Below are 13,191 nucleotides of genomic sequence, written 5' to 3' on the forward strand. Positions count from 1 at the left end.
CTCACTGGGTGCCACTGACGACACCGACAGAGTGACAGATTGACCATGCCCATAAGCGACGAGTTGCCGAAGTGGGCAGAGAAAGTGAGCGGACCGGGACAGGGGCGGCCGCACCGTGCGGCCACCGTCCGAGGACTTGGGTTACGCCTCGCGGCTCCCCGCGTACATGTCGTCGATGAGGTCCTTGTACTCCCGCTCGACGACCGGCCGCTTCAGTTTGAGACTGGGCGTCAGCTCGCCGTGCTCGATGTCGAGATCGCGGGGCAGCAGCCGGAACTTCTTGATGGTCTGCCAGCGTTGCAGCCCCTCGTTGAGCCGCTTCACATAGCCCTCGATGAGCGCGACGGTCTGCGGGGCGGCCACCACGTCGGCGTACGGCTTCCCGCCCAGACCGTTCTCGGCGGCCCAGCCGAGGATGGTCGGCTCGTCGAGGGCGATCAGCGCGGTGCAGAAGTTACGGTCCGCGCCGTGCACGAGGATGTTGGAGACGAACGGGCAGACCGCCTTGAACTGTCCCTCGACCTCCGCCGGGGCGATGTACTTGCCGCCGGACGTCTTGATGAGGTCCTTCTTGCGGTCGGTGATCCGGAGGTAGCCGTCCACGGACAGCTCTCCGATGTCACCCGTGTGGAACCAGCCGTCCGCCTCCAGCACCTCGGCGGTCTTCTCCGGCAGCCCCTGGTAGCCCTGCATCAGACCGGGGCCGCGCAGCAGGATCTCGCCGTCGTCGGCGATCCGTACCTCGGTGCCGGGGAGCGGCTTGCCGACGGTGCCGGTGCGGTAGGCCTCGCCCGGGTTGACGAAGGAGGCGGCGCTGGACTCGGTGAGGCCGTAGCCCTCCAGGATGTGGATGCCGGCGCCCGCGAAGAAGAAGCCGATGTCGGGGGCGAGGGCAGCCGAGCCGGAGACACAGGCGCGCAGCCGGCCGCCGAAGGCCTCGCGGATCTTGGCGTAGACCAGGGCGTCGGCGACCTTGTGTTTGGCGCCGAGCGCGAACGGGACGGAGGCCGTGCCGGTGCGCCGGAAGTTGTCCTGCGAGACGGCCGCGTACTCGCGGGCGACCTTGGCCGCCCACTGGAAGATCTTGTACTTGGCCCCGCCGCCGGCCCGCGCCTTGGCCGCGACACCGTTGTAGACCTTCTCGAAGATACGGGGAACGGCGGCCATGTACGTCGGCTGGACCACCGGCAGGTTCTCGATGATCTTGTCGACCCGGCCGTCGACGGCGGTGACGTGGCCGACCTCGATCTGGCCGGAGGTGAGGACCTTGCCGAAGACGTGCGCGAGCGGCAGCCAGAGGTACTGGACGTCGTCCTTGGTGATCAGGCCGGTCCCGACGGTGGCCTTGGCCATGTACGACCAGTTGTCGTGCGGCAGGCGTACGCCCTTGGGGCGGCCGGTGGTGCCGGAGGTGTAGATCAGGGTGGCCAGTTGGTCGGCCGTGATCGCGGACACCCGCTCCTGAACCGCGCCGGGGTTCTTCGCCAAGTGCTCGGCGCCACGGGCCTCCAGGTCGGCGAGGGTGAGCACCCAGCCCTCGGGGTCGTCCTCGGCGGGCCCGGCGCCCTCGGGGTCGATGACGACGACGTGGGCGAGGTTCGGCAGTTCGGCGCGGCGCTCGCGGGCCTTGGCCAGCTGGCCGGCGTCCTCGGCGATCAGCACCCGGCTCTCGGAGTCGGAGAGGATGAACGCCGACTCCTCGGCGTTGGTCGACGGGTAGATCGTGGTGGTGGCGGCACCCGCGCACATCACACCGAGGTCGACGAGGATCCATTCCACCCGGGTACTGGCGGCGAGCGCGATCCGCTCCTCCGGCTGGACGCCCAGACCGATCAGCCCTGCCGCGATGGCGTACACACGCTCGGCGGCCTGTGCCCAGCTCAGCGACTTCCACTCGTCGGGCCCCTCGCCGGCGGCCGACGGGACGGGGTAGCGGTAGGCCTCCCCGTCGGGGGTGGCCGCCACGCGGTCGACGAAGAGGTTCGCCACGGAGGGCGGTCGGTTATCGATCAGGGTCTGTGTGTCGCTCACGACATCCTCCGGGCCTGCGGCAGTGCTTCACGACCGGCTGCTTGTTCCTGCTGACTGGTGCTTGTTCCTGTTGTTCCTGTGCGTGTCCTGCGTAGGTCTGCGTTTCGGTCCTGCGGCACCTGGCCTGTGGTGTCAGGCCCGCGGTGCTCGATCCCGCTTGCTTAACTGGCGAGTAACTACAGCCGTGATCAGGGTAGAGCGCGCGCGTCCGCCGCGTAAGAGGCAACGGGCCGCCGCTTCATAACAAACGGGCCCCTGTGTCGCAGCGCGCTGCGACACAGGGGCCCGTTGGCCTACCACCGAGTAGGACGGGACGGATCCGGGGGGCTACTTCTTGCCCTTGCTCTCCCCGCCCGACTCGTCCGTCGACAGCACGGCGATGAAGGCCTCCTGCGGCACCTCCACATTGCCGACCATCTTCATCCGCTTCTTGCCTTCCTTCTGCTTCTCCAGCAGCTTCCGCTTACGGGAGATGTCACCGCCGTAGCACTTGGCGAGGACGTCCTTGCGGATGGCGCGGACCGTCTCACGGGCGATGACCCGGGAACCGATGGCGGCCTGGATCGGCACCTCGAAGTTCTGCCGCGGGATCAGCTCGCGCAGCTTGGCGACGAGCCGCACGCCGTACGCGTACGCCTTGTCCTTGTGCGTGACCGCGGAGAACGCGTCGACCTTGTCGCCGTGCAGCAGGATGTCGACCTTGACGAGCTGGGCGGACTGCTCGCCGGTGGGCTCGTAGTCGAGGGAGGCGTAGCCCCGGGTCTTGGACTTCAGCTGGTCGAAGAAGTCGAAGACGATCTCGGCGAGCGGCAGGGTGTAGCGGATCTCGACCCGGTCCTCGGAGAGGTAGTCCATGCCGAGGAGGGTGCCGCGCCGGTTCTGGCAGAGCTCCATGATCGCGCCGATGAACTCGCTGGGGGCCAGGACCGTGGCGCGCACGACGGGCTCGTGCACCTTGTCGATCTTGCCCTCGGGGAATTCGCTCGGGTTGGTGACGGTGTGCTCGGTGCCGTCCTCCATCTCGACGCGGTAGACCACGTTGGGCGCGGTGGCGATGAGTTCGAGACCGAACTCGCGCTCCAGCCGCTCGCGGATCACGTCGAGGTGGAGCAGGCCGAGGAAGCCGACGCGGAAGCCGAAGCCGAGCGCGGCGGAGGTCTCCGGCTCGTACACCAGGGCGGCGTCGTTGAGCTGGAGCTTGTCGAGCGCCTCGCGCAGGTCCGGGTAGTCCGAGCCGTCCAGCGGGTACAGGCCCGAGAACACCATCGGCTTGGGGTCCTTGTAGCCGCCCAGCGCCTCGCTCGCGCCCTTGTTCAGGGAGGTGATGGTGTCACCGACCTTGGACTGCCGGACGTCCTTCACGCCGGTGATGATGTAGCCCACCTCGCCCACGCCGAGGCCGTCGGCCGGGGTCATCTCCGGGGAGGAGACGCCGATCTCCAGCAGCTCGTGGGTGGCGCCGGTGGACATCATCCTGATGCGCTCGCGCTTGTTGAGCTGGCCGTCGACGACACGGACGTACGTGACGACACCGCGGTACGAGTCGTAGACCGAGTCGAAGATCATCGCGCGGGCGGGGGCGTCGGCGTTGCCGACCGGGGCCGGGACGTCCTTGACCACGCGGTCGAGCAGCGCTTCCACCCCGAGGCCGGTCTTCGCGGAGACCTTGAGCACGTCCTCCGGCTGACAGCCGATGAGGTTGGCCAGTTCCTCGGAGAACTTCTCCGGCTGCGCGGCCGGCAGGTCGATCTTGTTGAGGACCGGGACGATGGTGAGGTCGTTCTCCATCGCCAGGTAGAGGTTGGCCAGCGTCTGGGCCTCGATGCCCTGCGCGGCGTCGACCAGCAGGACCGTGCCCTCGCAGGCGGCGAGCGAACGCGAGACCTCGTAGGTGAAGTCCACGTGGCCCGGGGTGTCGATCATGTTGAGGACGTGGGTGCGGCCCTGGTCCTCACCCGTTTCGGGCGCCCAGGGCAGACGCACCGCCTGGGACTTGATGGTGATGCCGCGCTCGCGCTCGATGTCCATCCGGTCGAGGTACTGAGCGCGCATCTGCCGCTGGTCGACCACGCCCGTCAGCTGAAGCATCCGGTCGGCAAGGGTCGACTTGCCGTGGTCGATGTGCGCGATGATGCAGAAGTTGCGGATCAGCGCCGGGTCGGTACGGCTCGGCTCGGGCACGTGGGTAGGAGTCGCGGGCACGCAGGGTCCTGATTCTTGAGACGCCGAACGCCGTGTCTCGGGTCGATGTCGGTTCGGTCGGATCGATACGTAGCCTCCATCGTCCCATGGTTGCGGGGCGAAGACCGGTTTGGGCCGGTCGGAGCGGGGCTGGTACCGTTGACAGCTGTGCCTCGCGACCCTCTCGGGCCGTGCGGCGCACATCGAAGATCCAACGAACCTGAAAAGGCTCTTTCGTGGCGAACATCAAGTCCCAGATCAAGCGGAACAAGACGAACGAGAAGGCGCGCCTGCGCAACAAGGCCGTCAAGTCCTCGCTCAAGACCGCTATCCGCAAGGCCCGTGAGGCTGCCGTCGCCGGTGACGTCGAGAAGGCCACCACGGCCGCTCGCGACGCCTCCCGCGCGCTCGACAAGGCCGTCTCGAAGGGTGTCATCCACAAGAACGCCGCCGCCAACAAGAAGTCGGCGCTGGCCTCCAAGGTTGCCTCCCTCCAGGGCTGAGCTTTCTGATGTAACCGCCGGAACGGACCAGCGGGCCCTCTCTCCCGCCCCTGCCCGGCCCCCGCGCCGCACACCGAACCTGCGTTCGCCACGCGGGTGCGGCGCACCGAGTGTGATCCGAAGGCCCCGGCCTCCGCTCTCCCCAGAGCGAGACCGGGGCCTTCGGCGTACCCCCTGCTCGGCCCGCGTTATGTTTCTGCGGTCCGGCCACCGCTGTCCTACCGTCCGGACCGCGCCGCCCGCGCCACCGCGACCACGGCCTTCTCCAACGCGTACTCCGGGTCGTCGCCGCCTCCCTTGACCCCCGCGTCCGCCTCCGCGACCGCCCGCAGCGCCACGGCCACGCCGTCCGGCGTCCACCCGCGCATCTGCTGGCGCACCCGGTCGATCTTCCACGGCGGCATGCCCAGCTCACGGGCGAGGTCCGCAGGACGCCCGCCGCGGGCCGAGGACAGCTTGCCGATCGCTCGTACGCCCTGCGCCAGCGCGCTGGTGATCAGCACGGGCGCCACTCCGGTCGACAACGACCAACGCAGCGCCTCGAGCGCTTCCGCCGCCCGTCCCTCCACCGCGCGGTCGGCGACGGTGAAGCTTGATGCCTCGGCGCGGCCCGTGTAGTAACGGGCGACGACCGCCTCGTCGATCGTGCCCTCGACATCCGCGACGAGCTGCGAGACCGCGCTCGCCAGCTCCCGCAGATCGCTGCCGATGGAGTCGACCAGCGCCTGACACGCCTCCGGGGTCGCCGAGCGCCCCAGTGCCCGGAACTCCGACCGTACGAACGAGAGCCGCTCGGCCGGTTTGGTCGTCTTGGGACAGGCGACCTCCCGCGCCCCGGCCTTGCGCGCCGCGTCCAGCAGCCCCTTGCCCTTGGCGCCGCCCGCGTGCAGCAGAACGAGGGTGATCTCCTCGACCGGATCGCCGAGGTACGCCTTGACGTCCTTGATCGTGTCGGCGGAGAGGTCCTGCGCATTGCGCACGATCACCACCTTGCGCTCGGCGAAGAGCGACGGGCTCGTCAGCTCGGCAAGGGTGCCGGGCTGGAGCTGGTCCGGGGTGAGGTCGCGGACGTCCGTGTCGGGGTCAAAGGCGCGGGCCGCCGCCACCACCTGTTGCACGGCGCGGTCGAGGAGCAGGTCCTCCTGGCCCACGGCGAGGGTGAGGGGGGCGAGCGGGTCGTCGGTGGAATTCCTTCTGGTGGCCATCGCCGTCCAGCATCCCACGCGCCACTGACAGCCCGCCGGACTCCCTGCCCGCCTCGCGCGGTGACGGAAGCGGTTGCCGAACTCATCGCGGCCGGAGAGGCACTTCGCCGGGCGCCCGGCACCACTCGCTCGGCGAGACGGTGCCGACCGGACCGCACGGCTTGCCCCGTACGGGAGAATGGGCAGGTGAGCGATATGAGACATGTGCTGGTGCTGCCCGACCGCGATGCCGCGGAGGAGGTGGCCGGAGAGCTCGGCGGCCGTTTCGGGGTCGCCGAGGAACCTCAGCTCGTACGCGATGCGCTGGCCGGCGAGGACGATGCCGAGGACGCCCAGTGGCTGGTGGTCGTGGAGGACGCGGACGGCCGGCTCGAGGCGCCGGCACTCGACGCGCTGGCGGCGGAGTACGAAGGCTGGCTGGAGGCACCCTGGCTTCAACGGGGATGAACGCCGAGCCGAACTCGTGCCGCAGGTGGATGGTCCACATCGACCATGGCGTTGACTTCGCTCTCGCCCCGACCCTGGGCGCCGCACCCGCGGGCCCGCCGTCGGCGGTCTACGCCGACTGACGCTCCGTACCGCGACACGTCAGGACCACCTGTCACGCCCACCCGGTCACCACCGTTCGTCGTGCGTCATCCCTCCCGCCCCGGGCCGGGGCCCATTACCTGGCACGTAATCGATCTTCGGAGCGGACGCGGGCAGGGTTGCCGTCACAGGCCGGGGAGCGCGGGACACGCACTCCACCAGGACCTGAGGTCACGGTTGTTCCCCCTACGAAGGGTGTGAGGTCGAAGATGCGCGGTACGAAGATGCTGGGGCGTGCGGGAGCCGTCACGGTCGCGATGGTGTCCGGGATGGCGTTCGGCACGGCACACCCGTACGCGAACACAAACCCGAACACGGACGCGGGAGCCGCGCTGCACGCGACGGCCGCCGCACCGGCCCCGGTCGCGTGCGCAGAGGTCCGTGACAAGGTCGGCACGCTGGAGGGACGCATCACCCCCAACGCCTGCGCGTTCATGAAGCGGCAGATCACATTCGGCGAGACCACCACCGGGACGCCGCCGCAGCCGGGCGAGGTCGGACACCCGCGGGTCGCCGCCTATCTCGACATCTTCGACCCGGAGGCCACCCTCTGGGAGGCCGGGGGCGCTCCGCAGCGCGGGCACGCCGTCATAGGGAACTCCATCGTCGGCTCGCTGCGTCTCGTACCGGACTTGCGCTATCGGGGCACCGAAGTCGTCGCGGACGGTGCGGTGGTGATGTTCGGCCAGTGGAACGAGGTCACCATCAAGGGCCACAAGGTCGGCTATCCGCAGATCGCCCGCAACGTCCTCTCCGACGACGGCAAGACGATCCAGGCCAGGCGCTACTACGACCGGTACACCGTGTACCGCTCGGCCGCCCCGGAGCTGCGCAACCTGTTCGAGGGTGTCGTGGACACGGGTCCGGACGCGGACATGGGCCCGCACGTGGCCCCGGCCGTCGCCGACCGGGGCCCCGCGTCGCGCCCCTTCGGCGCCGGGGACATCACGGCGCGGCTCGCGGCCTGGAACACCGAGGACATCGACGCTCTCGTCGGCGAGGCCGGACACGGCCGCCTGACCGCACCTGGCCTCGCCGCGCCCCTCAAGACCGCCGACGGCAAGGCGGCCTATCTCCGCCGACTCTTCGACCACGCCGATGTCCGGCTGAAGCCGGGCCAGGTCGCGTTCGGCCGCACGCACACCTTCGTGGAGTGGCACGGCACCGTCACCAGCCCCAAGGGCGCGGTCCCCTTCGGGATCGTGGAGCGCTTCGGTCCGGCGGGCGAGTGGGAGCTGTCCTTCGACACTCTGCCCCTGATCGCCGACCAGGCCGAGATCGACGCCATGTTCCAGCGTCTGGCCCAGCCCTGACATCGACGCGGTCGGTCACGGGTCCTCAGCCCCCGGGGCGGCTGGCAAGCTTGCCGGCCGCCCCCGGCCTAGGGGTTCCCTCGACGGCGAGACAGATGCCGAAGACCCGGTCGTGACTCGTCCAGCCGTTGACCCGACCGGTTGTTGCTGATCTGTACCTGCTTTCCGCAGGAGGAGGGGAAGATCGTGGTGGCTGGTGATTGCGTGGGTCTCCACCGCGAGCCGGAGCAGTCGCAGTCCCTTGTCGAGGTCGTGCTCCCATACAGGGGTGTCCCATTCAAAGAGGGGTTCGCCGCCCCAGATGTCGTTGACCAGGATGTCCAGCCGACCCTGGTCGGTCGCCACGCGATCCACCAGGCTTCGGACCTCGCCGGACACCACCCAGCCGCAGCGCTCCGGCGGCGGCGCCCTCGATCTCAGCCCTTGGGAACGATCTGGATGTCCATGTCGATGGCGATGCTGGAGCCGACGGCCGCGATGCCTCGGGCCAGCATCGTCTGCCAGGTGAGGGTGAAGTCCTCGCGGTGCAGTTCCGTGGTGGCCCGGCAGGCGGCGCGGGTCTCGCCCTCCAGGCCGCTGCCCAGGCCGAGATACTGGGTGTCCAGCGTGACCGTACGGCTGACGCCGTGCAGGGTCAGCGCGCCGGTCACGCCCCAGCGGGTGCCGCCGCGGTGGACGAAGCGGTCGCTGTAGAACTCCAGCGTCGGATAGCGGCCCACGTCGAGGAAGTCGCTGGAACGCAGATGGTCGTCGCGCATCTGGACGTTCGTATCGATCGACGCCGCGTCGATGATCACGTGCATGGCGGAGTCCTCCATGCGGTCGGCGATCCGGACGGCACCGGCGAAGGTGTTGAACCGGCCATGGATGCGCGCCATACCGATGTGCCGGGCCGTGAAGCCGATCTGTGAGTGCATCGGCTCGACCTCCCACTCGCCCGGGACGGGCAACTGCGGGGGCGCGGACAGTTGCAGCGTCACATCTCCAAGGCTCGCGTGGCCGCCTTCGACGACCGTGGCCGCGCCGTGGAACGGGGTGAAGCCCTCGGCCGTGACGGCCAGTCGGTACTCACCGGCCGGGACCGTGGCGAAGACGCTGCCGTACGGGTCCGTCTCACCGCCGACGACCTTGCGGCCCGCGCTGTCCGTGACGACGAACTCGGCATGCGGCACGATCTCGTTGACGGGGTCGAGCACCCGGCAACTGAGCACTCCCGCGGTGCGCGGCACCTCGAAGCCGGCAAGAGCGTTGCCGCGCGCCGTATCCGTCGCCTTCTTGCTTCCCAGCCAACGGCCGAACATCTTCTACCTACCCCCCGGGGGCGATTTCACCTTGGGCCCTGACGGCTGGACGTCCTCGTCGGAGCAGCGGCCCACCGACGAGTATCCATTCGATCACCGATGTGGCGTTCGAGGCAAACGCAGCAGCTCGCAGGGGCTTGCGTAGAGGTGTTACCGATGGTCCGAATTGACCACTCCGCTCGTGCGCCCGGTCGGCGAACCGGAGCTCGGGCTCATGAGCTGCCCACCGCGCTCAGCCCCGTCCCGGCACCCGTCACGGCGATCGCGCCGCCCATGTCCGTGCGCAGCACCACCGCGCCACCGGCTCGGAGCGCGTCGACGGTGCGCGGGGCCGGGTGACCGTACGGGTTGTCCCTGCCCACGCTCACCAGGGCGAGTCTCGGGCGTGCGCTGTGCAGCAGAGCGGGGTCCTGATGGGCGGAGCCGTGATGGGCGACCTTGAGCACGTCCACCGGCGGCAGCGCGGGATATCTGCGCAACAACCCTTGCTGGGCCGGGGGTTCGAGGTCGCCCAGGAGCAGCAGGGTCAGCCCGCCGGTCCGGACGTAGAGGGTGACGCTGGCATCATTCGGCTCCTGTGGTAAGGGCCCCGATACGGCTCCCTGGTATCCCGGTGCGCCACCCGCTCCCATGCCGCCCACCGGCCACAGGACTCGCCAGTCGAGGGGCCCGATCCTGCGTCGTTCACCGGGGACCGCCCGCACCAGGGGGACGCCCGTCGCGGCGGCCGTTCTCCGGACGAACGCGACCTGGTCCAAAGGCTTGTCCAGGTTCGTCGTCTGGATCGCCCCGACCGCTCTGCCCCGCAGCACACCGGGCAACCCCCGCACATGGTCCGCGTGGAAATGTGTGAGGACCAGGAGCGGTACCTCGGTGATGCCCAGGTCGCGCAGACACCGGTCGACGAGCCGCGGGTCGGGACCGGCATCGACGACCACGCCTTGGCCCTCCCCCGCGGCCAGCACCAGGGAGTCTCCCTGACCGACGTCGCACATCACGAACGCCCAGTGGGGCGGCGGCCATCCGGTCAGCACACGAGTGAGCGGAACCGGGCGCAACACCGCGACGATCAGCAGCAGCGCGGCGGCCGAGCAGACCCAGGGATGGCGCACGATACGACGGGCGGACAACACCACCACTGCCGTCAGCACGGCGAGCAGCAGCGCCCCCTTTCCGCCGTCGGGCCAGTCGATCTCCGCCCCGGGCAGGGCCGCCCCGGTACGGGCCACCGACGCGATCCACCCGGTCGGCCACCCCGCGAGCCGGGCGAGCAGCTCCGCCACCGGTATGGCCACCGGTGCCAGGGCGAGCGCGGCGAACCCGAGGACCGTGGCCGGTGCCACCGCGAACTCGGCCAGCAGATTGCACGGGATCGCCACCAGACTGACCCGGGAGGCGAGCAGCACGACGACCGGCGCGCACACGGCCTGCGCCGCGGCAGCCGCGGCCAGCGCCTCGGCGAGCCGGGCCGGAACCCTGCGCCGTTGCAGTGCTTCGCTCCACTTCGGGGCGATGGTGAGCAGGGCACCGGTGGCCAGGACGGAGAGGACGAAGCCGTAACTGCGTGCCATCCACGGGTCGTACAGCACCAGCAGAAGGACCGCGGCGGCCAGCGCGGGGATCAGCGATCTGCGGCGCCCCGTGCCGATGGCGAGCAGGGTGATCAGCCCGCAGGCCGCGGACCGCAGCACGCTCGGCTCCGGCCGGCACACGATGACGAAGGCGAGGGTGAGCCCGCCGCCGAGCAATGCGGTCATCCGCAGCGAAATACCCAACCGGGGTGCCAGACCGCGTCGTTCGACGCGCACGGCCAGGCCCGGTGGCCCGATCAGGAGAACGAGCAGGATCGCCAGGTTGGCACCGGAGACCGCCATCAGGTGGGTGAGGTCGGCTGCCTGGAAGGCATCGTGGAGTTCCGGAGTGACCCGTGAGGTGTCACCGACCACCAGGCCGGGCAGAAGCGCCCGCGCATCGGGATCGAGCCGCTCGGTCGCCTCCCGCAGACCGCCACGCAGAGCGCCCGCCATGCGCTGGACCGCGGAAGGGGGCCCGGTGACGTGCGGCGGGCCCTTGCCCTCCGGCCGGAGTACGGCGGCGTTGCGCTCGCCTTCGTGCAGGGGTGGCGCCAGTCGGCCTCCGACGCGCAGTCGTGTGGAGGGGAGCAACTCCTGCCACCGGGCCGTCGATCCGCCGGGCGAGACGATCAGCAGCACCGGCGTACGCAGCCGGGTGACCGCACCGTCGGGCCCGGTCAGCCGTGTGATCTCGGCATCCACGAGGAGGGAGACGGGCGTGCTGTGGTCGCCGCGCACCCGGGGCACGGTCTGCCGGGCGTCGGACGTCACTGTCACCTCCGCGTCCACCCTCGTAAACCGCTGGGCCAGCTCGTGGACCGGCCCCTGCCGTACGTCCGCGCTGTGCCAGCCGGCCGACGCGGCCCCGGCCGCCGCGCAGAGCAGCGCCGCAGCGGTTGCGGTTGCGGTTGCGGTGGTGTGCGGCCGCCGCCGGTTACGTACCGCACTCTCGTCGTCTGCCGCCCCTCCCCCGGTACCGGCCGACAGTCCTCGCATCGCATGGGTCGCCGACACTCCGGACAGCGCCAGGAGCACCATGGCCGCGCCGACGCAGAGCATCACGCCCGCCGTGGTCCACCGCCCCGGCGCGCCGAGCGCGATTGCCGCTCCGGCCCAGGCCGCCAGGGCCGGCGGGACCAGCCGAAGGTCGAGTGGGCCTTCCTGCCGCGGGTCGGAGACACCCAGCCGCCGCCCCGAGGCCGCATGGACGTCCGAGTGGTTCTCCGAGTCGTTCTCCGAGTGGTTCACGGCACCACCAGAGGTTGGAGGTCGGCGAACCGGCGATCGCCGATCCCGTTGACTTCGCGGAGTTCGTCGACGGAACGGAAACCGCCGTGCTGGGTGCGGTAGTCGACAATGTGCTGGGCGAGAACCGGACCGACGCCGGGCAGGGAGTCGAGTTGTTCGGCGGTCGCCTGGTTGAGGCTGACCGGTCCTGTTGTGGTGCCGCCGCTGCCGGTGCCGCCTGTTGCGGTTCCTCCCGTCCCGCCCACGACCGGAGGGCCCGTTGGAGCGCCCACCACGATCTGCTCCCCGTCCATGAGCACCCGCGCCCGGTTGAGCCCGGCGAGGTCGACACCGGGCCGGACTCCGCCCGCGGCCCGGATCGCGTCGGCGACCCGTGCGCCGGACGGCAGTTGATGGATCCCCGGCAGTCGCACCTTCCCGCTCACATCGACGACGATGTGCCCGCCCGGATTTGTTGTGGGTGGCGGCCCCGGTGACGGCTCCGGCACTGCCGCCACCCCCGGCGCCGGCTCCGATGTCCCGGCGTGCGCAGCTTCATTGACCGGATCAGGGGCGCGTACAAAGTGGGGGCGCGCGGACCAGAAATGCACTGCGGCGAAGACCGCGGTCGCGATCAGGACAACGGCCAGCGCCGCAAGGGTTCTTGGCTCCAACCCGCATCTGAGCCGAAGCCACACCGGAATCCGCTCCCGCAGCGCGGGGGCCACCCTCGCCCGCAGCCCAGGAGCCGGCGCAGAAACCGGCGTCGAGGCCGACGCGGGCGCCGTAGCCGCAGCACTACCAGGAGCGGGACTTGGTGTCGGGCTCGGGGCAGGAGCCGGAGCAGAACCAGAATCAGGAGCAGGAGCAGGAGCAGGAGCCAACGCCGAAGCGGGAACGGGCGCCGGAGCCACTGCCACCCCGAGCGCGGGCCGCGCGACCCGTCCGCCGTGTGCCCCTCCCATGAGGGCGTCCGCCCGCTGCCGCGAAGCCGCCGCCACGACGTCCGCGCGCCCCCGCGCGGACCGTCGTCGTCCGGGTCCGAGGCCGGGACCGCTACGGGCGCGGCCGGGGCCGCTGCCGCTTCCGCTGGTTGCACGATGTGATCGGGGAGCCATGCCTCACGACGGTAGGCACATCCATCCGAACCCGCTGATCGGACCTGATTTCGGTGGACAACCGAGCAGTTGTGGATATCTCGGCCACTCCGAGGAGTGAAATCCGAGGGCCGACAGCTAAGACCGACCGGCAAATGGGGGGTGGAAGAA

Annotated in this window: 9 protein-coding genes and 1 pseudogene; 3 read left to right on the forward strand and 7 right to left on the reverse strand. The window is 70.2% G+C overall.

From position 1 onward, the window contains the following. Nucleotides 1-141: 141 nt before the first annotated feature. A complete protein-coding gene (locus OH735_RS11660) occupies nt 142-2,031 on the reverse strand; it encodes an AMP-dependent synthetase/ligase (protein ID WP_406381304.1) in 1,890 nt (629 codons plus the stop codon). A 327-nt stretch (nt 2,032-2,358) separates the two neighbouring features. Then, nucleotides 2,359-4,233: a translation elongation factor 4 gene (gene lepA / locus OH735_RS11665; protein WP_406381305.1), complete on the reverse strand. Its 1,875-nt coding sequence runs from the start codon at nt 4,231-4,233 to the stop codon at nt 2,359-2,361. A 215-nt stretch (nt 4,234-4,448) separates the two neighbouring features. Between lepA and rpsT the strand changes: the two genes are divergently transcribed. Next, complete coding sequence (rpsT, locus tag OH735_RS11670; protein WP_093897085.1) at nt 4,449-4,715, forward strand: 30S ribosomal protein S20; 267 nt, start codon at nt 4,449-4,451, stop codon at nt 4,713-4,715. A 218-nt stretch (nt 4,716-4,933) separates the two neighbouring features. Here the strand turns inward: rpsT and holA are convergent, their stop codons facing one another. Continuing rightward, entirely contained in the window at nt 4,934-5,920 is a 987-nt protein-coding gene (gene holA, locus OH735_RS11675; protein WP_406381306.1) for a DNA polymerase III subunit delta, read from the reverse strand. Between the two features lie 195 nt (nt 5,921-6,115). On the opposite strand from holA, the gene OH735_RS11680 reads away from it, so the two are divergent. Continuing rightward, a complete protein-coding gene (locus OH735_RS11680) occupies nt 6,116-6,367 on the forward strand; it encodes a hypothetical protein (protein ID WP_406386528.1) in 252 nt (83 codons plus the stop codon). Between the two features lie 350 nt (nt 6,368-6,717). Then, the gene (locus tag OH735_RS11685; RefSeq protein ID WP_406381307.1) at nt 6,718-7,821 is read left to right on the forward strand and encodes a hypothetical protein; all 1,104 of its coding nucleotides are present in this window, start codon (nt 6,718-6,720) and stop codon (nt 7,819-7,821) included. Nucleotides 7,822-7,977: 156 nt separating this feature from the next. On the opposite strand, the pseudogene OH735_RS11690 reads toward OH735_RS11685, so the two are convergent. The 4 genes and pseudogenes from OH735_RS11690 to OH735_RS11705 form a co-directional block, all read right to left on the reverse strand. Then, nucleotides 7,978-8,190: pseudogene (locus OH735_RS11690) on the reverse strand (short-chain dehydrogenase); the annotation flags it as partial. Nucleotides 8,191-8,237: 47 nt separating this feature from the next. Continuing rightward, on the reverse strand, nt 8,238-9,122 hold the full coding sequence (locus OH735_RS11695) for a YceI family protein (protein WP_406381308.1): 885 nt from the start codon (nt 9,120-9,122) through the stop codon (nt 8,238-8,240). A 212-nt stretch (nt 9,123-9,334) separates the two neighbouring features. Further along, nucleotides 9,335-11,944, reverse strand: coding sequence for a ComEC/Rec2 family competence protein (locus OH735_RS11700; protein WP_406381309.1), 2,610 nt, complete (start codon nt 11,942-11,944; stop codon nt 9,335-9,337). Next, nucleotides 11,941-12,369, reverse strand: a complete 429-nt coding sequence (locus tag OH735_RS11705; protein WP_406381310.1) for a helix-hairpin-helix domain-containing protein — start codon at nt 12,367-12,369, stop codon at nt 11,941-11,943. The genes OH735_RS11700 and OH735_RS11705 overlap by 4 nt, the downstream gene beginning before the upstream one ends. Nucleotides 12,370-13,191 lie beyond the last annotated feature (822 nt).

This window comes from Streptomyces sp. NBC_01618, from assembly GCF_045209435.1.
Classification (GTDB): Bacteria; Actinomycetota; Actinomycetes; order Streptomycetales; family Streptomycetaceae; genus Streptomyces.

Excerpts from the sequence above, each read along its gene's own strand:
- OH735_RS11695 (WP_406381308.1), bottom strand. The coding sequence starts at position 9,122 with ATGTTCGGCCGTTGGCTGGGAAGCAAGAAGGCGACGGATACGGCGCGC.
- OH735_RS11680 (WP_406386528.1), top strand. The coding sequence starts at position 6,116 with ATGAGACATGTGCTGGTGCTGCCCGACCGCGATGCCGCGGAGGAGGTG.
- holA (WP_406381306.1), bottom strand. The coding sequence starts at position 5,920 with ATGGCCACCAGAAGGAATTCCACCGACGACCCGCTCGCCCCCCTCACC.
- OH735_RS11685 (WP_406381307.1), top strand. The coding sequence starts at position 6,718 with ATGCGCGGTACGAAGATGCTGGGGCGTGCGGGAGCCGTCACGGTCGCG.